The organism is Microcoleus sp. AR_TQ3_B6, from assembly GCF_036702785.1.
Lineage (GTDB): Bacteria > Cyanobacteriota > Cyanobacteriia > Cyanobacteriales > Microcoleaceae > Microcoleus.
The window spans coordinates 1-25,069 of the sequence record NZ_JAUBVJ010000038.1; the positions used below are offsets into that span (position 1 = coordinate 1).

At 47.6% G+C, this 25,069-nt stretch carries 22 protein-coding genes and 1 pseudogene; 10 read left to right on the top strand and 13 right to left on the bottom strand.

What is annotated here, in order from left to right; translation table 11 throughout:
* The first annotated feature begins 184 nt into the window (after positions 1-184).
* Positions 185-310, top strand: coding sequence for a hypothetical protein (locus QUB56_RS18625; protein WP_332957142.1), 126 nt, complete (start codon positions 185-187; stop codon positions 308-310).
* Here QUB56_RS18625 and QUB56_RS18630 read toward each other — a convergent pair.
* The 9 genes from QUB56_RS18630 to QUB56_RS18670 form a co-directional block, all read right to left on the bottom strand.
* Complete coding sequence (locus tag QUB56_RS18630) at positions 307-1,791, bottom strand: DEAD/DEAH box helicase (RefSeq protein ID WP_332957143.1); 1,485 nt, start codon at positions 1,789-1,791, stop codon at positions 307-309. The two genes, QUB56_RS18625 and QUB56_RS18630, sit on opposite strands and share 4 nt — an antisense overlap.
* 899 nt (positions 1,792-2,690) lie before the next feature.
* Positions 2,691-4,013: a 30S ribosomal protein S12 methylthiotransferase RimO gene (gene rimO / locus QUB56_RS18635; protein ID WP_332957144.1), complete on the bottom strand. Its 1,323-nt coding sequence runs from the start codon at positions 4,011-4,013 to the stop codon at positions 2,691-2,693.
* A gap of 105 nt (positions 4,014-4,118) precedes the next feature.
* The gene (locus tag QUB56_RS18640; RefSeq protein ID WP_332957145.1) at positions 4,119-4,739 is read right to left on the bottom strand and encodes a Uma2 family endonuclease; all 621 of its coding nucleotides are present in this window, start codon (positions 4,737-4,739) and stop codon (positions 4,119-4,121) included.
* Positions 4,740-5,306: 567 nt separating this feature from the next.
* Positions 5,307-6,329, bottom strand: a complete 1,023-nt coding sequence (locus QUB56_RS18645) for an ATP-binding protein (protein ID WP_332957147.1) — start codon at positions 6,327-6,329, stop codon at positions 5,307-5,309.
* A gap of 17 nt (positions 6,330-6,346) precedes the next feature.
* On the bottom strand, positions 6,347-7,726 hold the full coding sequence (locus tag QUB56_RS18650) for an ATP-grasp domain-containing protein (protein ID WP_332957148.1): 1,380 nt from the start codon (positions 7,724-7,726) through the stop codon (positions 6,347-6,349).
* Positions 7,727-7,965: 239 nt separating this feature from the next.
* On the bottom strand, positions 7,966-8,052 hold the full coding sequence (locus QUB56_RS18655; RefSeq protein WP_332957227.1) for a hypothetical protein: 87 nt from the start codon (positions 8,050-8,052) through the stop codon (positions 7,966-7,968).
* A 115-nt stretch (positions 8,053-8,167) separates the two neighbouring features.
* The gene (locus tag QUB56_RS18660) at positions 8,168-9,559 is read right to left on the bottom strand and encodes an ATP-grasp domain-containing protein (RefSeq protein ID WP_332957149.1); all 1,392 of its coding nucleotides are present in this window, start codon (positions 9,557-9,559) and stop codon (positions 8,168-8,170) included.
* A 232-nt stretch (positions 9,560-9,791) separates the two neighbouring features.
* Positions 9,792-10,595, bottom strand: a complete 804-nt coding sequence (locus tag QUB56_RS18665; protein WP_332957151.1) for a class I SAM-dependent methyltransferase — start codon at positions 10,593-10,595, stop codon at positions 9,792-9,794.
* Positions 10,596-10,597: 2 nt separating this feature from the next.
* Positions 10,598-11,836: a sedoheptulose 7-phosphate cyclase gene (locus QUB56_RS18670; protein WP_332957152.1), complete on the bottom strand. Its 1,239-nt coding sequence runs from the start codon at positions 11,834-11,836 to the stop codon at positions 10,598-10,600.
* A gap of 424 nt (positions 11,837-12,260) precedes the next feature.
* Here QUB56_RS18670 and QUB56_RS18675 point away from each other — a divergent pair, with 424 nt between their 5' ends.
* On the top strand, positions 12,261-12,419 hold the full coding sequence (locus QUB56_RS18675) for a hypothetical protein (RefSeq protein WP_332957153.1): 159 nt from the start codon (positions 12,261-12,263) through the stop codon (positions 12,417-12,419).
* Positions 12,420-12,590: 171 nt separating this feature from the next.
* A pseudogene (locus QUB56_RS18680) lies at positions 12,591-12,735 on the top strand (IS4 family transposase); the annotation flags it as partial.
* Positions 12,736-12,952: 217 nt separating this feature from the next.
* Here QUB56_RS18680 and QUB56_RS37320 read toward each other — a convergent pair.
* From QUB56_RS37320 to psbZ, 4 genes are all read right to left on the bottom strand, one after another.
* Positions 12,953-13,039, bottom strand: a complete 87-nt coding sequence (locus QUB56_RS37320) for a hypothetical protein (protein WP_445243372.1) — start codon at positions 13,037-13,039, stop codon at positions 12,953-12,955.
* Between the two features lie 101 nt (positions 13,040-13,140).
* Positions 13,141-13,353: a hypothetical protein gene (locus tag QUB56_RS18685; RefSeq protein ID WP_332957155.1), complete on the bottom strand. Its 213-nt coding sequence runs from the start codon at positions 13,351-13,353 to the stop codon at positions 13,141-13,143.
* Between the two features lie 144 nt (positions 13,354-13,497).
* Positions 13,498-14,085: a 6,7-dimethyl-8-ribityllumazine synthase gene (ribH, locus tag QUB56_RS18690; RefSeq protein ID WP_332957156.1), complete on the bottom strand. Its 588-nt coding sequence runs from the start codon at positions 14,083-14,085 to the stop codon at positions 13,498-13,500.
* 227 nt (positions 14,086-14,312) lie between these two features.
* Positions 14,313-14,504, bottom strand: coding sequence for a photosystem II reaction center protein PsbZ (gene psbZ, locus QUB56_RS18695; RefSeq protein ID WP_332957158.1), 192 nt, complete (start codon positions 14,502-14,504; stop codon positions 14,313-14,315).
* A 116-nt stretch (positions 14,505-14,620) separates the two neighbouring features.
* On the opposite strand from psbZ, the gene QUB56_RS18700 reads away from it, so the two are divergent.
* The 7 genes from QUB56_RS18700 to QUB56_RS18730 all read left to right on the top strand — a co-directional run bounded on the left by QUB56_RS18700 (position 14,621) and on the right by QUB56_RS18730 (position 24,947).
* Positions 14,621-14,827: a hypothetical protein gene (locus QUB56_RS18700; RefSeq protein ID WP_332957160.1), complete on the top strand. Its 207-nt coding sequence runs from the start codon at positions 14,621-14,623 to the stop codon at positions 14,825-14,827.
* 2 nt (positions 14,828-14,829) lie between these two features.
* Positions 14,830-17,697 carry a CBS domain-containing protein gene (locus tag QUB56_RS18705; protein WP_332957161.1) on the top strand — a complete coding sequence of 956 codons (2,868 nt, stop codon included), beginning with the start codon at positions 14,830-14,832 and terminating at the stop codon, positions 17,695-17,697.
* Between the two features lie 208 nt (positions 17,698-17,905).
* On the top strand, positions 17,906-18,361 hold the full coding sequence (locus tag QUB56_RS18710; RefSeq protein ID WP_332957163.1) for a DUF2127 domain-containing protein: 456 nt from the start codon (positions 17,906-17,908) through the stop codon (positions 18,359-18,361).
* Positions 18,362-18,959: 598 nt separating this feature from the next.
* Positions 18,960-20,522 carry a protein kinase domain-containing protein gene (locus tag QUB56_RS18715; RefSeq protein WP_332957165.1) on the top strand — a complete coding sequence of 521 codons (1,563 nt, stop codon included), beginning with the start codon at positions 18,960-18,962 and terminating at the stop codon, positions 20,520-20,522.
* Between the two features lie 1,059 nt (positions 20,523-21,581).
* The gene (locus tag QUB56_RS18720; RefSeq protein WP_332957167.1) at positions 21,582-21,911 is read left to right on the top strand and encodes a DUF6825 family protein; all 330 of its coding nucleotides are present in this window, start codon (positions 21,582-21,584) and stop codon (positions 21,909-21,911) included.
* A 116-nt stretch (positions 21,912-22,027) separates the two neighbouring features.
* A complete protein-coding gene (locus tag QUB56_RS18725; protein ID WP_332957168.1) occupies positions 22,028-23,794 on the top strand; it encodes an AarF/ABC1/UbiB kinase family protein in 1,767 nt (588 codons plus the stop codon).
* 421 nt (positions 23,795-24,215) lie between these two features.
* The gene (locus QUB56_RS18730; RefSeq protein WP_332957171.1) at positions 24,216-24,947 is read left to right on the top strand and encodes a PP2C family serine/threonine-protein phosphatase; all 732 of its coding nucleotides are present in this window, start codon (positions 24,216-24,218) and stop codon (positions 24,945-24,947) included.
* The last annotated feature ends 122 nt before the right edge of the window (positions 24,948-25,069 follow it).

Sequence of the window (25,069 nt, forward strand, 5' to 3'; positions counted from 1 at the left end):
CGGTTCAATGATTATTAAAAGCTATAACTGGGAAAGTTATAGTCAACAAAAAGTTATGTTTCGCCGAGCTTGAATTGCCCATCAAGTGCGATGCCGGAGACTGGCTACGCGCTCGCGATTTTTCCTAACTTATTCAGCAAACCCTACTTATAAAATTCTCAGTCCGCTAGGAGTGGATGAAAGTTTGTTCGCGGTTTCAACCGCCGAGATCGGATTTGCGATCGCACCCATAAAAAAAAGTAGAGGTGCGATCGATCGCATCTCTACAAAAATTCAAAATAAGGTGCGCCCTGCGCGCCCTACAAATTAGCTGTTCTGGGGAACAGGAGCACTCGGTGCTCCAGAAAAAGTCGGCGCCGCAGAATTAGTGGGCGCAACAGTCTTAGCCCGCTTCTTGATCAAGATTGGCTTGACGCTGTTTTCTCCACTAATCGGGGGATCTTCTTGTTGAGCGTAATCAGCGCCCATCCAAGCAGGACGGCTCTGATCGAAAGCCATTTGCAGTGCAGCAGCGGCGATGGCGTGGGAGTCATACTCCTCGGATAACTGAGACACCAGAGGCAAGAAAGATGCCATCCGTTCCCCGGCTAACGCTTCGCGCACTTTACCCTGCATCTTTTCCAACTGACGAGCTTCAATTTGCGCCCGTGTCGGAATGTTTCGCACCGTCAAGCTCGATCGCACGTGGCGTTCAATCAAGCGCAGTTTGCGGCGATCGACCGGTTGAATCAGCGTAATCGCCGTTCCTTCCCGACCAGCCCTACCCGTGCGTCCGATCCGGTGAACGTAGCTTTCCACACTGTCGGGCAAATCGTAGTTAATCACGTGAGTCAAGTGATCCACGTCCAAACCCCGCGCCGCAATATCAGTCGCCACTACCCAGCGCACCTGACATTGGCGGAACCGCGACAGCAAGCGTTCCCGCTGTGCCTGATTCAAATTACCGTGATACTCGTCAACGCTGTGACCTGCAGCTTGCAGTTGGCTGGTGAGTTCCGCCGCCGACTGCCGCGTCCGCACAAAAATCAGTGCAGATTCCGGGTCTTCCATTTCTAGGATTGGCTGTAGAGCCCTTGCCTTCGACCAGCCGCGCGGAATCATGTACACGCTTTGGCTGATGCGCTTCGGCGTTGCTTTTGGCTGTTCTACGGTGACGTTGACTGGGTTGCGCAAATGCCGCGCCACCAATTTCCGAATGGAAGCTTCCATCGTCGCCGAGAAAAATGCCGTTTGACGTTCTTTTGGTGCAGCATCCAAGATTTTTTCCACATCTTGGATAAAGCCCATGCTGAGCATTTCGTCAGCTTCATCCAAAACCAGCCATTTTACCTTGTCTAGTTTCAGGCTGCCGCGGCTGAGCATATCCAATATGCGTCCGGGTGTACCGACAACGACGTGAACGCCGCGCTTCAAACGCTGCATTTGACGATCGATCGATTGACCGCCGTACACCGTCAGAACTTGCACAGAGCGACCAACTTTTACCGGGCCGTTGCTGCTAATGCCGCTCAAATCGCGGATGGCTTCAGTTACTTGCATCGCCAATTCACGAGTCGGCGTCAGCACCAGTGCTTGCACCGCAGTTACATCTAAATCAATCCGCTCCAAGATGGGCAACGAGAATGCTGCCGTTTTGCCTGTCCCTGTTTGGGCTTGACCCACAACGTCGCGACCTGCTAACAGGTGCGGAATTGCTTGTACTTGGATCGGAGTAGGTTCTGTAAAGCCTAGTGTTTCCAGATGGAGAACGAGTTCTTCCGAAAGACCTAAGCCTTCAAACAATAAATTCATTAATGCTCCTAATAACGAGTCTTAGCCTTCTAAGTTGCCCAACTCGGATGCGGATTTCTGCTCTATGGCAGGAACTCATAAGAGTTCTTTATGGTGCTGCGCCTGCGCGCACCTTCTTAAATAGCAATCGAGTATAGGGCAGCTCCGTCGATGGTGACTAATTTACCAATTCGACAGCCGTCTTTGATTTTGTGACATGACCGATACCAACCGCCAGGGGTCTGGTTATAGGCTTCCAACATTCTTAAAACAGGACATTGGACTTCCTTTGAGGTACTTGCAAGCTTTCTCTCTCGGGCATTTTATAGTGAGGATCATGACAGCCCCACTTCACTACAACATAGTAGTAATAGGTTTGTTGATTCAGGCGCTATCCCGCAATCCGTCGCCTGCGGGATTGAGCAGGGGATGCAGCGACCGTTACCGCCTATCCATCTCAACACTCTTTCGGGATACCGTTGTGGTGTAGGGCGGACGGCGAAGCAATCTCAAATTGTCCCCGCTTTTTTCTGGCTTGTTACTATCATAACTCTTTACATTCAGAAACAAAACATTAAATTCGTTAAAATTTTCCGATGTTCTGTAGAGATAACCGCACCCCGAGGGTGAGCGTCGATTGCAGCCAGAGGCTAATCAAGGTCTATAACCCCTTTCCTAAATATCTTTGCACAATCTTGTACAAACCGTTACTTTTGCTGCACAATCGGCTAATTATTTTTGGCTGGTGTCCGGTTTTTGTTCGCCACACCGCCGATCGCGACAGTTCCAGCAACACTTAAACTTGACCCCGCCCAGCACCGGATACAGTGCCACGTCAACTCATGAGGGTCAATCCCACAATTTTAGACAAAAGATCGAGTTCCCAGATGAGTCTGTGCAGTCAATCTAAAATCTAAAATCTAAAATCTAAAATCGACTTGACCGTAGAGGTCGTAGACATCTGCACCAGTAATTTTCACTGATACGATCGATCCCAGTCGCGCTTCTCCTGTCACATAGACGAGTCCATCTACTTCTGGGGAAAACCGAGCGGATCTACCAATCAACTCACCTGTCTCTGGTTGTTCTTGTTCTATCAGGACATCAACTACCTGACCGACAGATTCTTGATTCTTTTTCAATGATATAGGTTGTTGTGCCGCCATTACCGCATTGCGCCGCATTTCCATTATTTCTGCTGGTATTTGCTGAGGCAAGCTAAAGGCTGGGGTTCCTTCTTCTGGCGAAAATACGAAAACTCCTACGTGATCGAATTCGTGGCGCTTGACAAATTCCAGCAAGTGTGCTGCGTGTTCCTCGGTTTCGCCGGGGAAGCCGACAATAAAAGTTGTCCGCATCACGGCGCCGGGAAGTGCTGCTTTGAGCCGATCGACTATAGCATCATTAATCCCAGCTTGAAAAGGCCGGTTCATCGCCCGCAGAATTTCCGGGTGCGAGTGTTGCAAGGGTAAATCTAAATACGGCAAAACGTTGGGCGTTTCCCGGATTGCCTCGACAACTTGGGGAGTCAAACCTGTAGGATAGGCGTAGTGCATCCGAATCCAAGGCACATCTACTTTACCCAAAGCGCGAAGCAGTTCGGCGAGTTTCGGTTCGCCATAAATATCTTTGCCGTAGTTGGTGGTAATTTGAGAAATTAAGATAATTTCTTTTACCCCTTCCGACGCCAATTGCTGAGCTTCCGCGACGATAGATTCGATCGTCCGCGACCTTTGATTTCCGCGCAAGTGCGGGATAATGCAAAATGCACAGCGGTAGTCGCAGCCTTCTGCTATGCGCAGATACGCGACACCTTCCGATGTTGTGCGGTAGCGGGGAGTAGTTTCGTCAGCGATGTAAGTAGGTTCTGTTGAGACGAGGGAAACTCGATCGCCTTTTTCGACCTGCTGCATAACATCGACGATTTTATGATAATCGCCCGTGCCGACAATTGCGACTGCTTCCGGCAATTCGTCCAGCAATTCCTGCTGAAAATGCTGTGCCATGCACCCGGTGATGACTACTTTTTTATTAGCTTCGGCCAATTCTACCAAGGTGCGGACTGACTCTTCTCGCGCAGCTTGGATAAAACTGCAAGTATTGACTACAACATAATCGGCTAATTCTTCATTAGAATCGACTTGATAGCCCGCTTGAGCCAGCAAGCCGATCATGTGTTCGGTATCAATGCGATTTTTTTCGCAGCCGAGGTGACTAAATGCGATCGTTGGCTTCGTTGCCATGCAGTAATAGTTAGTGTTGCGCTATTTTTGAGAACGTTTTATGGTATCACACAATTTGATAAATTGCAAGCTTGTGTGGATCGACCTTTGCATAATTTTTACTCGCTAGTTTGGCAAGCCAGCCCGAAAAATCTGTTCGGCCGTTAATTTCAATTCTGGAAAAGTCAGCGACTCAACCCTCTGGCTTCCCCTAAACTGTTTGACCTGATACTCTCCATCTACTAATTGATAAACCGAAAGTGTTGGTTGTTTGGGATTACCGATAAACTTGCGGCCGCCCAAACCGAGATAGTCTACAATCCAGTATTCGGGAATGCCCATTTCTTCATAGTCGGAAGCTTTGAAAAAATAATCATCCCGCCAGTTCGTGCTGACTACCTCTACAGCCAGTCGAACGGAACTACCCATCGTGATGATCGATTCTTTTTTCCACCGCGGTTCGTTGGTGAGAGCGGTGCGGTCTAAGACAATTACATCTGGTTGGTAGCCTGATTCGTTACGGGGTTTGAGCAGGCAGTCACCGGGGATGGAGTAAGGCAATTGCAGTCGTCTGATTTCAAAATTGATTTCACCTGAGATGAAACCTGTAACGTCGGAATGGTCGCCAGCTCCTAAAGGCATTTCAACAATTACTCCATTGTGTAATTCGTACTTATGGACAGAGTTCTCTGGATACCAAGCAACGAACTCATCAAACGTGATTGTTTTGGATATGGTTTGGATCATGTTGTGGTTTCCTCTGTCTAGCGATTAGTATGCGGAAAGCTCAAAGATTACACAAGTCTTTTTCCGATTTTTCCACAAAGTCTACAGCAGATTCCACATTTAGGAAGTACACCCGCCTATAGTTAGCTCGCCGTAGGGACACGGCACTGCCGTGTCCCTACACTTCACAAACCTGGAATACGCTGTAATTTTAGGACAAAGACTTGACATAGGAAGTGAAGTTTGCTAGGATTTTTCGTCTACAATGTCAAAATACCGATCGCGCCGATCGACTGAATCTGAAATTACTATCTAGGCGATCGACCGTTGTGAGCGAACGCACTCGATTAGAACAAATCTGCTGAAATTGACAAAGTGCGATCGTCATTTCAGAAATTTTGTGATGTTTTAGCTACTCTTATCCCGAACTTAGGTTAAGTTATGTCCTTCAAATTCTCCCATTGCTCCAACTCGAGCAGGATCAGCTAACACAACCCAACTTTTACCTGGAAACACCGATAAGTCAGCAAATTGCTGGGTTGATCAATCTTGAAAAGTTTGAGTCATTAGTTTCATCCTCACATTTATTTATATTAAGGCATTTTGCAGCATACTCTGAAACAAAGTATCCAGAGAAATTCCTGATGCTTTGGCCATAACCGCAATCACGCTTTTTTCGGCCAAACAACAGTACAGCCCCGCTTCTAAGAACCAAGGTTTTCCATCGGGGTCGATGCGAAAATCAAATAAACTGTAGTGGCGACAGCCCAAAGCGATGTGGCATTTTCTGGCCTCGACCCAAACTCTCTCCGTAATCGGATCGCTCTTGTCAACTACCCACGGCCTGGTACTATTTTTAGTGGAACCAGTCAAGCTACCATCCTCATTTTGTTGGAGCTTATCGGCATAAGTCCGAATCGGTTGGGTATCAGGATCTACAGGATACTCTTCCAGCGGCAAACAGACTAGCTCGCCATCTTGGACAATAATCCCACAGCGAACTTCTCTACCCAATTCAATGAATTTTTCTACTAGAACCTCATCTGAATGAGTCAATGCTGTCTGCAACGCCGCATCATAGTCAGCAGCATTTTTAACTAAGGCAACTCCCAGAGAATTATCCGCATTCAGTGGCTTGAGCACCACCGGAAAATCAATTGAAGGTCTCACGCCCGCGCGGACAACTTCTCCCAACGGTACGCTTACCCCAGCGGCCGCTACTACTGCCTTAGCCTTCGCTTTGTCAGCAGTCAGTGCCATCACCTCTGGGGTATTACCCACGTAAGGAATATTCAGCAGATCGAACAAGCTACGGTATTGAGTCATGCCGGGGATGCAAAACATCTGCGGTACCATTACGTCAATCTTTAGCTCTGTCAGCACCTGTACCGCGCCCGCTAGAGACATGGGATTAGCGGCCGCGATCGCACTCGGATCGAGAGAGGTGGGAAAACGCCATTGGCCACCGGGAGAAATATAGGCTATATGAAATTCATAGAGTGCTGGATTAGCAGTTTGCTCCAGACAATATGGGGCATAAAAGCGCGACAATTTATCGTAAAATTCACTGTCTGCCGCTCCGACTAAATGCAAAACCCGTAATACTGACATACTCAATCTCCTCCTATTTACAGAATTATTCCACTATGAAAATAAATTTTCATCCACTCTTTCGGCTGACGCAAATTTTTCCATAACAACAAGGGAATGTGCCAATGATGCACCATCAAAAACGGTAGCGGATCGTCCCACTCGAAGATGGCATCTTTGCCTTGGGCGATAATTTTTAACCGCTCATAAACTTGCTTGGGCGACCACAAATGAGTCACCAACCGCCAAATTTCCTGGTAAATCCAGTAAGTCGGGCGACTAGATGCCAAAGGCTGCACTGTCTGCGGTAAAGGGTCCGGTTCCAAATAAGCTTTTGCCACATCGGGATGGTTGTAAAACATCGTGATGGCTGTATGGGTGCGCGGGTTGCATTCGATCGCGTAAATCTCTCCATCATCCGCCGCTTCAATGAAATCAAAAGAAACTTGTCCAGTCAGATTGAGACTCTTGGCCAACTGACGAATCCAATTTTCGATATCCGGGCGATCGACATTCTGGTAATTCAGCTGAAACGCCGATGATTTGCAGCAACAGTGCAACTGAAGATGACCGTTACGAACTGTACTGTGAGTGCAGTATTCTTGCCCTGGAATATACTCTTGCATAATCCAAGGTTTACTCTCGGAAATTGGTAAAGATTTCACAAACGCGGCCGTTTCTGCTGGGGTCGCGCAGGGTAACTTAGTGAGATCAAACCTGTGGACACAATCGTAGGGAATACTTTTGATAATATATGGACGCTGTGCGTCACTAAAATCAAAATCGATTACTTGTTGGGGATTAGTAATGCGGTAGGACTTCGGAACTCGCAGCCCCAACGCTTCGGCGGCGGTGGCCAACTCATACTTATCATCCAAACGTTGCTGAGTTTCGACATCTAGGTGCATTACCGTACAGTGAGGAGAAAGTACCTTTTTGGCTTTGGCATCGTAGTAACTGCCCTCTGGACTACTGACGGGAACGTAAACATTAACTCCCTCTTGTTGGACAATTTTTAAGAGTGCTTGAGGGTATTCCTCTGCCTGGAGACTTGGTACTGGGTAAAAGCGATCGACTGCCCAAGAGAATCGATTACCCATCAGCCTGTATTCGTGGGTTTCAACCAAAATTACCCGATGACCGGCCTTATGGAAGGATCTCGCTAGCTGTAATGCTTTGGTCATCTTGCCGCCGTTAATCAAAATCGTTTGGGGAGACTCCGCGATCGTTCGAGACTGAAACGGTTTGAGGATGATGCATCTCAGTAGGGCGATCGCTGTTAAAGCGAGATTCAGGGGCATTACTAATAGCAGCAAAATAAAGGTTGCTATGGTTTTGACTGATGTCTGGAAGCGCCTAGAAGCCTCGTTTGTTTCCTGTTCAGATGGCATCGCTGCCGTTGAAACTGTTTCGATCATAATTTTTTAGTAAGTAAATACTCTAATTAGCGGCGGTTTTTGAATGATTAAACTACTCTTGAAGCTACGCAGGCGCAGAGTCTCCATAACAGAGAGATGAATCATGCCGATGAAGCGCCGATTAGATATTACCACGGGTGGTTAAAAACCGGGTTTTTTGACGGTTGGACTTCGTTACAGCCCGCCGAATAGGACAAAAAACCCGGTTTTTTTGGTTTTGACGCCTAAGTTTTGTTCTACTAAACGCGCCGAATTAAAGTCAATCCATCTCTCAGCGGCACTAAAACTTGCTCTAGGCGCGGGTCGTCAACTATAGCCTGTCTGATGTGAGATAAGGGCTATCAATTGCTAGTCCGAGGCGACTCATTAACCCTGATAAACCACACTAAAAATCGCTAACTGCCGAGCCTATTAAATGCAAAACCCGTAATACTGACCTGCTCACTCTCCCCCTATTTCCACAAGTTCGCCAATATTAAAATCAATCCCAATCCACCCATTCGGCTTCTTTAAATCTGCCCATAACAACAAGGGAATGTGCCAATGATGCACCATCAAAAACGGCAGCGGATCGTCCCACTCAAAGATGGCATCTTTGCCTTGGGCGATAATTCTTAACCGCTCATAAACTTGCTTGGGCGACCACAAATGAGTCACCAACCGCCAAATTTCATGGTAAATCCAGTAAGTCGGGCGACTCGATGGCAAAGGCAGCAGTGTCTGTGGTAAAGGGTCTGGTTCCAAATAAGCTTTTGCCACATCGGGATGGTTGTAAAACACCGCGATGGCTGAATGGGTGCGCGGGTTGCATTCTATCGCGTAAATCTGTCCATCATCCGCCGCCTCCATGAAATCAAAGGAAACTTGTCCAGTCAGATTTAGACTCTTGGCAAAGTGACGAATCCAATTTTCGATATCCGGGCGATCGACATGCTCGTAATTTATCTGAAACGCCGACGATTTGCAACAACAATGCAACTGAAGATGACCATCACGAACTGTACTGTGAGTGCAGTATTCTTGCCCCGGAATATACTCTTGCATAATCCAAGGTTTACTCTCGGAAATTGGTAAAGATTTCACAAACGCGGCCGTTTCCGCCTCAGTTGCGCAGGGTAACTTCGTCAGGTTTAACCTCCGAATAGAATCGTAGGGAATACTTTTCATAATATATGGACGCTGTGCATCACTAAAATCAAAATCGATTACTTGCTGCGGATTAGTAATGCGGTAGGACTTCGGAACTGGCAGCCCCAACGCTTTGGCGGCTGTTGCCATCTCATATTTATCATCCAAACGTTGCAGAGTTTCGAAATCTAGCTGCATTACCGTACAGTGAGGAGAAAGTACGCTTTTAGCTTTGGCATCGTAGTAACTGCCGCCTGCACTAGTGACGGGAACGTAAACATCAACTTTCTCTTGTTGGACAATTTTTAAGAGTGCTTGAGGGTATTCCTCTGACTGGGGATTTGGTACTGTGTAAAAGCGATCGACTGCCCAAGAGTAACGATGACCTGTCAGCCAGTATTTGTGGGTTTCAAACAAAATTACCCGATGACCGGCCTTATGGAACGATCTCGCTAGCTGTAATGCTTTGGTCCTCTTGCCGCCGCCGACCAAAATCGTTTGGGGAGACTCCGCGATCGTTCGAGACTGAAACGGTTTGAGGATGATGGATCTCAGTAGGGCGATCGCTGTTAAAGCGAGATTCAGGGGCAGTACCAATAGCAGCAAAATTAAGGTTGCTATGGTTTTGACTGTCTGGAAGCGCGTCGTCGTCGCGTTTGTTTCCTGTTCAGATGGCATCGCTGCCTTTGAAACTGTTTCGATCATAATTTTTTACTAAGTAAATATTCTAATTAGCGCTGGTTTTTGAAGGATTAAACCGCTTTTGAAGCTACGCAGGCGCAGTCCAGAACAGAGAGATGAATCATGCCGATGAAGCGCGGATTTGATATGACGCACGGGTGGTTAAAAACCGGGTTTTTTGAGGCTCGGACTTCGTTAGAGCCCGCCTGGGCAAAAAACCCGGTTTTTTTGGTTTTGACGCCTAAGTTTTGTTCTACTAAACGCGCCGAATTAAGGTCAATCCATCTCTCAGCGGCACTAACACTTGCTCTACGCGCGGATCGTCAACTAGAGCCTGGTTGAATTTGGCGATCGCAGCCCCGTTAGGAGTGGCAGTACCTGACAAGTAGGGCTGTCCCTGCATCAAAGTGTTATCGACGCAGATCAAGCCATTGGGAGCCAACAGCCCGGTAGTTAGGAGTAAATTGAAATAGTCTAGGTATCCAGCTTTATCGGCATCGATAAATACCAGATCGAACACTTCTCCATTCTCCGCCAATTCTTTCATGGTTTCTAGAGCCGGTGCCACCTTCACTGAGATTTTGTGACCGGCAGTAGATTCGTGAAAACACTTCTGGGCAAATTCAGCTACATAAGCATCTACTTCGCAGGCTACCACTACTCCATCCACCGGCAGTGCTTCCGCCATCGCTAGTGCTGAGTACCCGGTAAACATCCCTATTTCCAGTACCCGCTGTGCTTTGGTGAGATGGACGAGAAATTTCAGCATTTGGCCTTCCAGATGACCAGATAGCATTTCCTGTTCCAACTGCCGCACTGTCTCGCCGTCAGAGAATCGCTTACTCCAATCTTCTGATTGGGTGCGCTTCACTAACGCTGCTAAGGCAGGAGATTCCGGCGTGGTACAAAGATCTAGGTACGGATCGAGACCGTTTGCCAATTCGTAGGCTTGTTGTAATTCTGCCTTGAAAGCTCGATCGAGATTATCGATTTTTTCTACAGTCTCGACGAGACTTTCGAGTTTAGCCGCTAAAATCCCGACAGGGGTAACGGGTCTCATGGTCAAACCCCTGATGTCGAAAGATTTCCAGCTTTGCCTGACCCCACGTACATCTCTTCCCCATCGCCGCGGCGCGGATACTCCTGACAGATTTCTCGATGAACCAGTAGGGCTTTATCCAACTCACCTCGAGTCAAATCATTCATGAAAAAGCATTCACCAATGGGGCGCGGAGCCGCAGCACGTTGAAGACCATCACGGGTACGACTGATCGATTTTGTCGCTTTCCAGAGCAGTTCTGATGTCAGATAAGGGCTATCAATTGCTAGTCCGAGGCGGCTCATTAACCCTAAGATCCGATCGCGATCGGCGATCGAAATGTAACCCCGCAGTTGGGCAATGGTCGCCGAAAAAGCCATATCGATGGCGACAGCATGGCCGTGGAACATCGGAATTTCCGGCGTTAGTTCCAGCGTCGGGCTCCAAGTATGACCGTAGGCAATCACCCGATCCAAATCTAGCTCGTGTAGGTTCGGTACTTCTAATGCCAGCATCGACTCAATCCCCTTGTAAGTGAGCCGATGTGCCACTTCTTGAAGTTCCGAGGTGCCGTTTACATAACCAAAATGGGTGTGCAGCAATGCTTCGCCGTAGTTTTCTAACATCTCAAAGATTTCTGTGTTGCCTACTACGGCGATCTTAATCAACTCTGCCATCCCGTTTCGCACTTGGTCGATCGGCAGAGTTTTCAGAAAGGAGAAGTCTAAGATTACTTTCTTCGAAGCGTGGTAAGCACCGAGGCGGTTTTTCAGCTTACCGTGGTTCACAGCTACTTTGATCGCCACACTGGCATCAATTAAGCCAATTAGTGTTGTCGGTACCCGAATGTAGTTAGTCCGACGGCGATAAGACGAGCAGGCATAACCAGCTACATCGGTCGTCAATCCACCACCGACTACCAAAACAGGCTCCTTCCGCACGAGTCCGAAATCTACGAAGGCATCTATGATGCTTTCAAAAGTTTTTAACGTCTTATCAGGTTCCTTGATATTAACTGGAAAGACTGTTAAATCTATCTGGTGATGCTTGAAATAATGATGCATCTGTGCACCATACAGACCGTAGACTGTTTCATCTACAACCATTAAACAGCGACCAAATTGGCGGTAACTATCCGCAATCTCAGGATTCTCAAGCTTGAAAGCACCATCTACGTATAGCAAGCTGAAATCTATTTTTTCGTACCCCTCAATCTGAAAAGCTCGATCGGTAGCTGTAAATGTTGCTTGAATGTCACCCATAAGATTTTTGCACTTTCATGTTGATAACTAACGGTAAGTATCCGGGCGACCGTCAAAACTCTCTATCCTTTTGCTGGCAAACTCCCTCTGCATTAACTTGACAAATTTGTCATTTAATATTATCCTAACTCTCCACCGAAAAATTTACTTTCTGAGCTGTGTGTTAAGAATAGGTTAAATACTGCTTGTAGAGTATTTATACAGAATGCCTTGCTAGGAGCAAGTTTAGATCGCCTCCATACTTGCACGAAACTTAACATAACGGATTTATCATTTTTATGCAACCTCATGCAATAAAAATCCTATGGAATTGTTGGGGAATAGAAGACAGTCCAGGAATTAAGTAGATCCACCCATTGGTAACAAGTTAGAAGGGAGTAGATTTTGTCAATACCCCTTTGTGTAGAAATACAATCGAATAATCATGATAATCAAACAAGGGAGAAGGGTGGGAGAGTCGTCCAGAGGAAGACTCTCCCACCGACAGCGATTATCATTATTAATAAGTGGTTCGCTCGCTCTGGCGTGGCGGACGATCGATAATTGTGGCAGGCGATCGACAATTGTGGCGGACGATCGATAATATTTGCACCGCAAGCGCTGGCGCGTGAGAATTGCGGGCGTTGGTATTATCAAGCGATAGAATTGACCAATAATTGAGCAATTGTATAGGTCAGTAAATATGGCAAAAACTCAAAAAACTAATCGATCCCACGCCAAAAAAACTACCCGATCAATGGTGTAAGACTCCGCGATTGCCTCGCAACTATCCGCATTATTAACACCGACTATTACCTCACAGTAAAATTACTACCGTCAACTAGGTTTATTCCCTTAGAATTCTTAACCTACCATTGATGGTAGCAGCGGTATTAACTTTACTGTGGGGAGACGTGGCTTTTTCCTATAGCGCTTTTTTACATTTCATTATATCATCAATTCAGCCTAGGCTGGAAATACCAAAGATAAATCTAGAGACCAATCGGTAAAACCCGGAATTACAACAGCCTCATTTTGCATAACAACTCGTTGCAATCAATAATTAAAATCACCTTGTCTTTTTTAATCGGGTTCGCTGTGCATTTCCCGTTGATGATAGACCAAATAAAATATCCCCTAATTAGAAATTCCCGCTTCAGCATAGAGAGATAACTTAGCTCTCAGAGGGTACTTTAAACTAGAATCAGAAACCTCAATTACCAATAAAATATCAGCAGGCTGCGGGTAAGAAGATAAATAAAGAGCGGCTCGATTGCGGGGAATAACAACATCTCTGGTTCGCTATCATCCGTCAAAATAAGTGGCTATTGTAGGCGCACGCGAGCGCGTCTAGCCAGTAAAATGATTAACTTCTCAACGAAAAGACTGTTGCTAACAGACTGAAGCGTACTTTTAACAGCCTTGATGATAATTTCTGGGCCAATCAATTCAACTCGGTCATCAGGAGCTAAAAATCCCTGTTCTCCTAAAGGGTGATATTCTGCGATCGAGAATATTTTCGCAGTTACAGCAGTCATAGCTTTTCTTACCTACTTTATTGCTTAGTCCCCTCGGACGAAAGTTTGACTCTATGCAGCGATTTCAAGATTGGATTAATGCCGATTAATCCCGAATTCATAAAGCCGAGTTCATAAAAGAATATAACGAACCCGGATTTTAGATTAGGCCATTTCCTGAGACGATACATCGGGGGCGATCGCCAGATTTGGTTCGCCCGAAAGCACTTGAGCAGCAGACGCAGTAGGTAATAAATCGTAAGAATTTCCGCCCAAACCCTTAACTTGGCGCATCAAAGTGCCCATTTCCAAAGCACTCATCGCATAATTCCAGCCCAAATTGCTTTTAATTCCAGCCCTTTCCAAAGCTTGCTGCATCGTGTCAGTCGTCACCACCCCAAAAATCACCGGCACCCCTGTTTGAAAAGCAGCCGCAGCAATTCCCTTAGCAACCTCACCAGCCACAAAATCGAAATGAGGAGTTTGGCCACGAATTACTGCACCCAGACAAATTACCGCATCGTAGCGGTGAGAAAGAGCAGCTTGGCGGGCCACCAAAGGAATCTCAAAACTTCCGGGAACCCAAAAAAAGTCCACTTGAGAGCCATGAGGATTAATATCAACCCCGTGGCGTTTCAAACAATCTTGACATCCCTCCAAAAGTTTGTTGACCACCAAATCGTTAAAACGACCGATGACAATAGCAAATCGCAAAGATTCTGTGTGAGTAAAAGTTCCCTCGAAAACAGCCATAGTGTTCTAGTTTAGATTTTAGATTTTAGGTTTTAGAATTTTGTTTGTGAGAAGGCAAAAGTCAGAAAGCTGCAGCATCTCATCTGAATCTCAAGTGCAAAAACATACAGGGTCGCGCGGTCTGTAAAATTCCTAGCTTCTGCCGAATGCCGAATGCCTGTCAATCGCTAGCGAATGCCTTCATCCTTCTATCTTTTACCTTCTTTATTCGATAGGGTTGGGTGAAGTTAAACGACTAAAAAGTTCAATACACCCACTGCAATAACCAGCAAAAACCAGAGACCAGACCCGACATATATCAGCGATTTAGACTGATTCCAGTTTTGGGGAGAGGCATAAGCAACCGGGACGCCAACGACCATCACAAAAGACAGCAGTACCAGAGCCAGTAAAACCACTTGAAACAGAATTGATAACATCTTTTCTCCTTTCGATATAACCGTGCGTTGATCAGAAATAGCTTCCCAGAACCGGAAAAAATCTTCCAAATTCTAGTTTTTGACAGTTTCCCGATAGTCGATCGAGAGATTGTCGGTTGATTGATAGGAAAGAACCCGTGCAAATTCGGGCGTTGCGCGAACAGGCGTCAGCGACTTTTGAGATTTTTATCAATTTTATCATTGTTGGCTACTGCACAGAAAACAGGATTCGATACTGGCTGAAGGTTAAGTTACACTGCGATCGCGGGGTGCCACAAGCTGAGAAATTGCTAATCTGTGAGTTAGAGATGGGGGATGTTTGACTATGGACTTAGTTTTGTGCCACACAACAGCAGATTTTGATGCCTTGGGAGCGGCGGTGGGACTTTGCGTCCTGCGCCCCGGCAGCAGAATCGTACTGACAGGCGGGTGTCACCCGACGGTGCGGGATTTTTTGGCGTTACACCGCGACGAGTACCCGCTGATTGAACGCCGATCGGTCAATCCGCAACAAATTCGATCGATTAGTATAGTTGATGCCTCCGGGCGCGATCGCTTGGGAAAAGCCGCCGAGTGGCTGGATTTGCCACAGGTGAGCGAAATAGCTGTTTTCGACCACCACAAGGAGGCGCATTCAGACATCCCCGCTACTGTTACCCAGATCGAAGCAGTCGGAGCCAGCACGACATTAATTGTCGAAAAGCTCCGCGAAAAGCTCAAAAATCAACCAGAAAACAGCGACACACCATCGCGCCTGCTGCCTTCGGAAGCAACAGTAATGGCCCTCGGCATCCACGTCGATACAGGTTCCCTCACCTTTGAGGGCGCAACGGCGCGAGATGCAACTGCTTTGGCGTGGTTGATGGAACAGGGAGCGAGTTTGCGGGTAATCGCTGAATATGTAGAACCCGGTTTGTCTCCTCAATTGCAAGATTTGCTGAGAGAAGCGCTCAATAATTTGCGATCGGAAATTTTGCACGGTTACAGCGTAGCTTGGGTGCTGCTATCTACTGAAGCCTACGTCCCGGGGCTTTCTTCGCTGGCTTCTCGCTTGCTCGATTTAACTGAAACCGATGCTCTGCTTTTAGGGAATGTTTATAAATTTGGGGAAAAGGACAACAACCCCAACATCGAGCCCGAATCGCCAGTTTCCAATCGATTAACTATTATCGGTCGATCGCGCATCGAAGGAACAAACCTCAGCGAATTGTTCAAACCCTTCGGCGGCGGAGGCCACGCCCGCGCCGCTTCCCTCGCCACCCGCGATGTTGACCCCCTGCTGACTTTAAATCAGTTAGCTGACGAACTCAAAGCTCAAATTCCCCACCCTCCCACAGCCCGCGAATTAATGTCGTCTCCAGTCCGGAGTATTCGCCCGGAAACATCGGTGGGGGAAGCTCACCGTATCCTCCTACGTTACGGACATTCCGGGCTTTCGGTGATGGATGCGGGCGATCGGCTCGTCGGCATTATCTCGCGCCGCGACATTGACATTGCTCTGCACCACGGTTTCAGTCACGCCCCCGTCAAGGGTTACATGACTCCGCAGCTAAAAACGATCGCCCCAGATACCTTGCTGCCGGAAATTGAATCTTTAATGGTGATGTATGATATCGGGCGCTTGCCGGTATTGGAAAATGGTCAACTGGTAGGGATTGTGACTCGCACAGACGTGTTGCGGGAATTGCACCAGCAAAAAGCGCGAGACAGGGGAAGTAATGCAGAATTCTCTTATTGTCCCGTACCGGAATCGGTTGAGCAGTTGTTACGATCGCGCATCAGTTCGGAATTGTGGCAATTATTGTCGATCGCGGCCAATATTGCCGCCGAGCGCGGCTGGCAACTTTATATTGTCGGTGGAGCAGTCCGGGATTTACTATTGACGACCGATTATACACTGGCGCTAACAGATATTGATTTGGTTGTGGATGGAAAGTGCGGTTCCGACGATTCCGGTGCTGGTGTCGAGTTGGCTTTATCGCTGCAAAAACTATACCCAGACTCGCGTTTGGACGTTCACGGTCAATTTCAAACCGCCGCGCTTTTGTGGCACAAAGACTCTGCTTTCGGCTCGCTGTGGGTGGATATCGCTACGGCTCGCACTGAATTTTACCCTTATCCGGCTGCCAATCCTGAAGTTGAAGCGAGTTCAATTCGCCAAGATTTGTACCGCAGGGATTTTACAATTAATGCGCTGGCTGTGCGGTTGGGTGTTCCTCGCAGTGGCGCATTGTTAGATTTTTTTGGCGGCTTGCTCGACTTGCAAGCGCGGCAAATTCGGGTTTTGCACGCCAACAGTTTTATCGAAGATCCAACGCGAATTTATCGCGCTGTGCGGTTTGCTGTGCGGTTGGGATTTGAAATTGAGCCGCAGACGGAAGGATACATCCGCCACGCTTTGGCCAGCGGGATTTATTACCGAATTCAGGGGGAAAACGGCCGAGCTCCGGCTTTGGAAACTCGCCTGAAAAGCGAGTTGAAATACATTTTGCAAGCTCCTTACTGGAAAGTTGCTTTGCAAATGCTAGGAGATTTGCAAGCTTTGCGCTGCATTCATCCTACTTTGGAGTTGGATCGGGAATTGTGGCGGCAACTGCGTTTGCTCGATCGGTGTTTGAATGGAATCCCAAGGAAGAAGGAAGAAGGAAGAAGGAAGAAGGAAGAAGGAAGAAGGAAGAAGGAAGAAGGAAGAGACAATTCCCAATTCCCCATTCCCAATTCCCCATTCCCCATTATCAATATTCCCGATTGGCAGATGCGGCTGGAAGTTTTGATAGCTTATTTAGCACCGGAATATCGCGGCAAGGTAGCTGCAAATCTTCAGTTACCCGCTGACAGCATTAAGCGGTTGGAAGTGTTGGAAGCTGGAAAGAACCAGTTAGCAGAGGGTTTGCCTAAGTGCGAGTTACCGAGTCAATTGGTGCTGCTGTTGAGGAATTATGAATTGCCCGTGTTAATTGCGATCGCCCTGCAAAGTCCGCTACGTGCACGCCGCCAAATTTGGGAATATCTCACCAGGTGGGCGAATGTTGAGCCTCCTTTAAATGGCAACGATTTGAAGGCTTTGGGTTATAAGCCGGGGCCTGGGTTTAAACGAATGTTGGATGATTTGTTGGCAGCAACCTTGGATGGCGATTTGGGCGATCGGGCTGCTGCGATCTCTTTCTTAGCACAACGTTATCCTCAAGCTTAGTAAGGTGCGTCAGCAGCACGTTATTTTTTCTATAATCGCATGGGAGTGCAGAAACCTGGTTTTTTACGAAAAGACGCGTTACAACCCGCAGATTAGGTAAAAAACCCGGTTTCTTGGTCGGAGTGCGTCCAAAACAGTAAATTTTTACTTTTGAGTTCAAAACAGCCTAACAAGCCGATCGCACATTATTGATATTTAGATAATTAAGGTGAAAAAACAGCGCGCTCCTGGTTTAATCGCAATTGTCCTTTACAAAAGTGTTGTTGCTTCCCTCTTGACAGTAACTTCGATCGCTTTGCTTTTCGCACTGAAAAATCATCAAGTATTAGAGGAATTTGCCGAATCTTATTTGTTAGAAAGCCAAGTAAAAATTGTGGAGTTTTTATTAGACAAAGTTTTAAGTGTCCAGCCTAAAACCTTACTATTTAGCGGACTGGCGAGCGGATTGTATGCAATTTTAAGTGCTCTTGAAGCGGTGGGGTTATGGTACAAGAAAGCCTGGGCAACAATCTTAGTTTTATTGCTAGTCGGCATCAGTATTCCGCCTGAAATCTATGAATTAGTTCGAGGTGTCACGGTACTTAAGTTAGTGGTATTTATCGCAAATATAGCCGTGTTATGGTATTTGCTACACCATTTGCCGAAGCATGGTAAGGGAGGTTAAATTTCAAATGATTCAGAGCAAACTCATTTGACTTAATATAGGTCAGCATCTTCAATCACTAGGCGCTTTACCCTTTTATTTGTAATGCATTTACCTGAGAATTTTAAATTTCCATATTAAATATTCAACTCTTCGGGCGCATTCTTGAGTGTATTCATAGTGTTTTTCATTTTTAATCATAGTTTCCACGCTCTTTATCTCCCCAAGCTGAAGCTCACCAGTCGGCAAAAAATTAATCACAAAATTGCTTATAAGTCCAATAAAAACCTAAATCTTTACAAAAATCGGCTACTTGTAAAGATTCGATAAAGCCTAGAGGGGTTATACCCCCCATGAGTTATAGTGACAGATATATAGATGCACCCTGATGGCTTTCCCGTTCCCAAAGAGCGGGATTTTTATTGGAAAAATATTGTATTAAGTTTGAAGACACCTGGTACAGATAGAATTGGTGGAACATTCCCATAAACCGATCGCCAGATGCAAAAATAGCAGAGAAGAAGCAAAAACGAGGGTTCGGAGCGATCGAACATCAGCCCTAACTCTGTGAAACAACCCAAAGGCGGTAGCATAGTTTGGGAAACGGCATCAACTAAAGATGAACTTAGCGCCAGCAACAGTCCTGCAACAGGGCAAATACAAAATTAACGCGACTTTAGGCATAGGAGGGTTCGGAATCACTTACCGAGCTATCCACACCCATTTAAACCAAACCGTCGTACTCAAAACCCTGAACGAAAGTCTGCAGCAACACCCAGAATCGGCCAAATTTCAGCAGCAGTTTATTGCCGAAGCCAAACGCCTGTCACGGTGTCAGCATTCCAACATCGTCAGAATAATCGACTTTTTTGAAGAAGCCGGACAGCCTTTTATCGCAATGGACTACATTCCCGGCCAAACTCTCGCCCAAATAGTGGAAACCGATCGGCCACTGCCATTCGCCCAGGCCCTGCACTACATTCGGCAAATAGCCTCAGCCGTAAGTACATTTCACCACAGCGGATTGCTGCACGGAGATATCAATCCAGAAAATATTATCCGGCGAGCCGATTCTCACCTCGTAATGTTAATAGATTTCGGCATTGCCCGCGACTTTACCGCCGGCACCAAACAAACCCACACTAATTTGCTCTCGCCCGGGTACGCGCCGATGGAACAATACCTCTATCAGGGTCAGTGTACACCGGCCACAGACATCTACTCGCTCTCCGCCACCCTCTACTACTTACTTTCGGGCGTGGCGCCCGTAGCAGCACCCTTGCGCTCGCGCATTCCCCTTGCTTCGTTGCGGCAATTTCAGCCGAACCTCAGCGCCGGAATCGAGCGAGCCATCCTTCAGGGACTCGAAATCGACCCTCACAACCGCCCTCCGACAGTGGAAAATTGGCTTACCATGTTGCAAGAAACAGAGCGAGTACCAGTACACAGAAAAGGCAAGCAAAGTCTGCGATTGCCCCCACCTCCCCCGCTGCCGTTAAGTTTACTGGCGTTTGTCGTAACGGCTGCAATTGCAGGCTGGATGGGTTTTGACCTGGCTTGGCGCTACAACAGCACCAGTCTCAGCAGCAATCGAGCCAAAATAGAATCCTTCCCATCTCTCGAAGATTTGCTCAAATCCCGCGATTTGTCAGAACCGATGTTCGGGAAGCCGTCTGTCGAAAGCAGCCCTCTCGATCCCGAACTCAACAAGCGCCCCACTCCCCCCTTAGACAGCAGCAACATTCCCGAACAGATGGATGCCTCAGAAACTAGCGCCAAACCTTCAGGGTTCCCAAGCCCGGAAAATGCTGCCCCAGCGCCCGAAGCGCAACCTGAGCCATCCCCGACCCCCGATCCCCAAAAGCAGCTTTCTGAGTCCCCCATTCCGGAGCCTCAAACCACAATCGAGCCCGCACCCCAACCAGAACCCGCACCGGTACCGGAAGTTGCGCCCCTGCCGCCAGAGCCGCCCCCCGCACCCGCCCCGCCTACGCCTAAGAGTGCTCAAACCTTGCCACCCTCTGAATCCGCGTCGCCAGTAATAGCCTCGCCGATCGAGGGATCGCCTGAACCTGCGATACCGAGTCGCAGCCGCAGCAATTCAGATAGTTCGATCGCACCGGACTCACCACCCCCTGTGGCAGAGCCCACTGTACCTTTTCCTGAACCTGCGACAAATTAGTATGGTTTTTGTTGGTTAAAAGTGCGGACAAATACTTGGTATTATCAGTCAGCAAATATCCCCTCGGTAGTCGAGTTGACACTCCCCTGGCTGAAGCCGAGGGGATTCTTAATTCAGCGACTGACCTTAAAATGTTCTGTCCTTACGGCCATACTTAAACCTTTCAACCCTGGGGATACCACCAATTGACTCGCCTAATTCAGAAGCATCAAGCGCGGGTCTATCTCCAAAAGCGTCAGCTTGATATGAACAAGCGAGTTTGGGTATGCCCTACCCTACTTAACAATTCGAGCGTGAAAAAGTTTATTTGCTGGATTGAAACCTACCTTTTCGGTTTCGACTGTTTATAGTGTTTTCGCCGCACTTTGTCCCCCAGTTTATTCCTAAAAGTGTGTCTCATGTCCTGTTTCACGGAGGGCAAGGGAGTTTAACCCTGACTGTTTGAGTTTACCATACTGTCGGGTTTTGTCCAAAGCTTTGTAAGGAAGTTTTTTGAATTAAAAAGATGGGATTTTGGGTTCATGACTCAGGTAAAGAGAACAGGCAGGATAAATCCTGCAACGCCCTTTCATCCCCGGACTGAAGTCACGGGGTTTTCAGGGTATTCCTTATAATAATGCCCTTCCTCGCCAACGACTATCTCGCCCAACCTTCGACCCAATCAGGAAATCCCAACAGGGGCGGTCTGAGTTTCTCCAATATTTCCTATTCCGTCTGCAATCGCAATTCCCGCCTAAAAAACAAGCAGGACTGTTTGATATTTTGATTTAATTTATGTTAGAATATGTGCGCCGCGCTGAGGTTGTGTGAAGTCGTGTATTACTGCTGCTGTCGCTGCAAACATTTTGGTACAAAGCAACCCCAATCTGGAATTTGAGCGAGTGTAAGCGAGGCTTGGGGTCTAAGCCGTTGCGCCTTAGACTGTTCTAACTCTCAAGAATCCCATCCCCGACAGTCGGAGTGTCCGTGTCAATTTCCCCAAAATTCCTTTCTTTGGGAGCAAGCACCATTGGGGACAAGCAAGTTATAATTTGTTGCGGAAGCGCACAGAGATTTTTTATGAGTAAACCCCCAGTTCATGCTTTTTTTGTAGGCAGAGCACTTGCCGAAGCACTGTACGAGCAATTAGAAAGCGCAGCAACCAACGCTTTCTCTGAACTCGGAAAATTTGACGCAGAACAAAGAGAACGCCTGCGACAGTTCACCGATCGAGTTGTGGAACGGGCAAACAGAGCTGCGGATGAGGCAATGCAGACCGGAACTGGCACTGCAACCACCACCATTGAAGACATCCATCCCGCAGAGCTGCAAGCGACTATTGACGAGCTGCGCGCCGAAGTGGCAATGGTGCGCTCGCAATTACAGCGCTACCGCAGCAGTTTGCCCTAGCGCTCGCTCCCCGACCAGAACTATTATTTACGACTACGTGAGCGCAAAGCACTGCGCTCCTGCGCTCCTACCTTCAATCAAAGCAACAACATAAAATAAGCAATTTGGGAACCCAAGTGTCTGCTCTCCTTGATGACTCTGTTAATCGCCAGCGCTCCAGAAAGCTCGCTGGCGAAGGCGATGAGCCAAAAACTGCTGGTAAATCCTACAAAAGTAAAGCCTATCGCTGGAATCGCGAAAAATACTCCCGGAAGCGGCGCTTCTTCGACATTTGGGCTTTTGTCTTGCTCTGGCTGGCTTCGCTGTGGCTCGACAGCAAAAATTGGAGCTACTGGGGAGGCGTGACAGAAGAAAAGAAAGTTGCCAGACGCCGCTTTCAAGCAATCTGGGTTCGAGAAACACTCTTGGATTTGGGGCCGACTTTCATTAAAGTTGGGCAGTTATTTTCCACCCGCGCCGACTTGTTCCCGACAGAGTTTGTCGAGGAACTTTCTAAGCTGCAAGATAAAGTGCCTGCTTTCAGCTACGAGCAGTTAGAGGTAATTGTTGAGCAAGATTTGGGCAAGACAGTTCAAGAACTCTACCGCAGCTTTGACCCGGTGCCCCTGGCCGCTGCAAGTCTGGGTCAGGTACACAAAGCTCAACTGCATTCGGGCCCGGAAGTGGTTGTCAAGGTGCAGCGACCGGGACTGCGGAAGCTGTTCGAGATAGATTTGCAAATTCTTAAGGGAATTGCCCGCTACTTTCAAAACCATCCTAAGTGGGGCTACGGCCGAGATTGGATGGGGATTTATGAGGAATGCTGTCGCATTCTGTGGCTGGAAATTGACTATCTCCATGAAGGCCGCAATGCTGATACTTTTCGCCGCAATTTTAGCAACTGTGACTGGGTGCGGGTGCCGAGGGTTTATTGGCGGTACGCGGCTCCGCGAGTGCTGACTTTGGAATACCTGCCGGGGATTAAAATCAGCCACTACGAAGCTTTGGAAGCGGCCGGTATCGATCGTAAATTAATCGCTCAGTTGGGGGCAAAAGCTTATTTGCGCCAGTTGCTCAATGACGGCTTTTTCCACGCTGACCCACACCCCGGCAACATCGCTGTTAGTGCTGACGGTTGTCTGATTTTCTACGATTTTGGCATGATGGGGCAAATCCAGTCGAACGTCCGCGAAGGACTGATGGAGACGCTTTACGGCATTGCTTCCAAGGATGGACAGCGGATTATGGATTCTCTGATCGAGTTGGGAGCTTTGGTGCCTACGGGTGATATGAGTCCGGTGCGCCGCAGCATCCAGTATATGCTGGATAACTTCATGGACAAGCCTTTTGAAAATCAGTCGGTGAGCGCGATTACGGACGACCTTTACGATATTGCCTACAACCAACCTTTTCGCTTCCCAGCTACTTTTACTTTTGTAATGCGAGCTTTTTCCACTATCGAAGGGGTAGGCCGAGGTTTAGATCCCGAATTCAACTTTATGGAGGTGGCACAACCTTTTGCCATGCAGCTTATGAGTAATGGAAATGGTTCTGATACAGGTAGCAGTATTTTTAACGAAATCGGCCGTCAGGCAGCTCAGGTGAGTTCGACTGCTTTGGGTTTGCCCCGCCGGATTGAGGAGACTATTGACAAACTCGAACAGGGAGATTTGCGGATTCGCGTCCGTTCTGCCGAAACAGAGCGCTTGCTCCGCCGCATGAGCAGCGCTCAAATGGGTACGAATTATGCTTTGCTGATGAGTGCTTTTACTTTGTCAGCGACAATTTTGTTTGTCAGCAATCAAGTCTGGCCGGCAGTGGCTGTGGCATTGCTGGCGGCGGGTGCAGGGTTTGCTCTTGTGCGTTTGTTCAAGCGGATCGATCGTTTAGACAGGATGTCATAATTGTCCAATTTGGGATGTGAAATTTTAGGTTTGAGATTTCTCGCCAGCCAAAAGTTGACCTCGAATATTAAGTTTTGGCTGGCTGACAACAGATTGCTAACTAAAATTGAGAGGACTTACGCGCTTTGATGCTAACCACCAGGTTGCTTCCTAAATTTCTCGCCCGCCAAACCTCTGAAGTTTGGTAGAAATCCAGTTTTTTTTTGCAGGCGCTGCTTAATTTACTGGATTTACCGAAATTTTAAGAGGGGATTACCATCATAACGATCTACAATATAAGGTCAAGGAAGTGCAATTTTTCCCAAACTCACGATCGCAGGTGGCAGAAATTTCAAGTCCCCTTCGCAATTTAAGTTTTGGAAGAAAACATTGCACCCTTTAAATCAAGCTTTTAAGTTAGATGAGTCCAATCACCCAATCTATGAAACGCTCTTTCGCAGGTAAGACAGACACGGGGCTAGTTCGTTCAGTAAACCAGGATTCATACTACATTGACTCTGACGGGCGATTTTTCATAGTGGCCGACGGAATGGGAGGACACGCCGGAGGTCAAGAAGCCAGCCGGATTGCGACTCAGGCGATTAAATCTTATTTGCTCGAACATTGGGAAGGGGCTGAGGATTCTCCGCTGTTGTTGGAAAAGGCTTTTTTAATTGCTAATCAAGCTATTTTGACGGATCAGCTAGACCACCCCGAGCGTGCTGATATGGGGACTACGGCTGTGGTTCTCATTTTTAGGGATGAGGGCCGACCTTGGTGCGCAAATATCGGGGACTCTCGCTTGTACCGGCTGCACGGGTCTCGCTTGGAACAGATTACTGAAGACCAGACTTGGGTGGCTCAGGCTGTGAAAAGAAAGGCCCTAACTCCCGACCAGGCTCGCAGTCATCCTTGGCGTCACGTTTTGTCCCAGTGTTTGGGCCGCGATGATTTGCGGGAAATAGATATTTTGCCGGTGGACGTGCAGCCAGGGGATCGCTTGCTGCTGTGCAGCGACGGCTTGACTGAGGAACTTTCCGATCCTTTGATTGCTTCGCCTCTGAAGTCGATTCGCGCCTGCGAGGGCGCTGCAAATGCTTTGATTCAAGCAGCTAAGGAGAAAGGGGGACGCGATAATATTACGGTGGTGATTGTGACGATCGACCTCAAATAAATCGGGCAACCCCCCGGACAATCTAAAATCTAAAATCTAAAATTTGGAGAAAGGGGGACGCGATAATATTACGGTGGTGATTGTGACGATCGACCTCAAATAAATCGGGCAACCCCCCGGAC

Coding starts and splice junctions, on each gene's coding strand:
- QUB56_RS18630 (WP_332957143.1), bottom strand. CDS start 1,791: ATGAATTTATTGTTTGAAGGCTTAGGTCTTTCGGAAGAACTCGTTCTC.
- rimO (WP_332957144.1), bottom strand. CDS start 4,013: ATGGCAACGAAGCCAACGATCGCATTTAGTCACCTCGGCTGCGAAAAA.
- QUB56_RS18640 (WP_332957145.1), bottom strand. CDS start 4,739: ATGATCCAAACCATATCCAAAACAATCACGTTTGATGAGTTCGTTGCT.
- QUB56_RS18645 (WP_332957147.1), bottom strand. CDS start 6,329: ATGTCAGTATTACGGGTTTTGCATTTAGTCGGAGCGGCAGACAGTGAA.
- QUB56_RS18650 (WP_332957148.1), bottom strand. CDS start 7,726: ATGATCGAAACAGTTTCAACGGCAGCGATGCCATCTGAACAGGAAACA.
- QUB56_RS18660 (WP_332957149.1), bottom strand. CDS start 9,559: ATGATCGAAACAGTTTCAAAGGCAGCGATGCCATCTGAACAGGAAACA.
- QUB56_RS18665 (WP_332957151.1), bottom strand. CDS start 10,595: ATGAGACCCGTTACCCCTGTCGGGATTTTAGCGGCTAAACTCGAAAGT.
- QUB56_RS18670 (WP_332957152.1), bottom strand. CDS start 11,836: ATGGGTGACATTCAAGCAACATTTACAGCTACCGATCGAGCTTTTCAG.
- QUB56_RS18675 (WP_332957153.1), top strand. CDS start 12,261: ATGATAATCAAACAAGGGAGAAGGGTGGGAGAGTCGTCCAGAGGAAGA.
- QUB56_RS18685 (WP_332957155.1), bottom strand. CDS start 13,353: ATGACTGCTGTAACTGCGAAAATATTCTCGATCGCAGAATATCACCCT.
- ribH (WP_332957156.1), bottom strand. CDS start 14,085: ATGGCTGTTTTCGAGGGAACTTTTACTCACACAGAATCTTTGCGATTT.
- psbZ (WP_332957158.1), bottom strand. CDS start 14,504: ATGTTATCAATTCTGTTTCAAGTGGTTTTACTGGCTCTGGTACTGCTG.
- QUB56_RS18705 (WP_332957161.1), top strand. CDS start 14,830: ATGGACTTAGTTTTGTGCCACACAACAGCAGATTTTGATGCCTTGGGA.
- QUB56_RS18715 (WP_332957165.1), top strand. CDS start 18,960: ATGAACTTAGCGCCAGCAACAGTCCTGCAACAGGGCAAATACAAAATT.
- QUB56_RS18720 (WP_332957167.1), top strand. CDS start 21,582: ATGAGTAAACCCCCAGTTCATGCTTTTTTTGTAGGCAGAGCACTTGCC.
- QUB56_RS18730 (WP_332957171.1), top strand. CDS start 24,216: ATGAAACGCTCTTTCGCAGGTAAGACAGACACGGGGCTAGTTCGTTCA.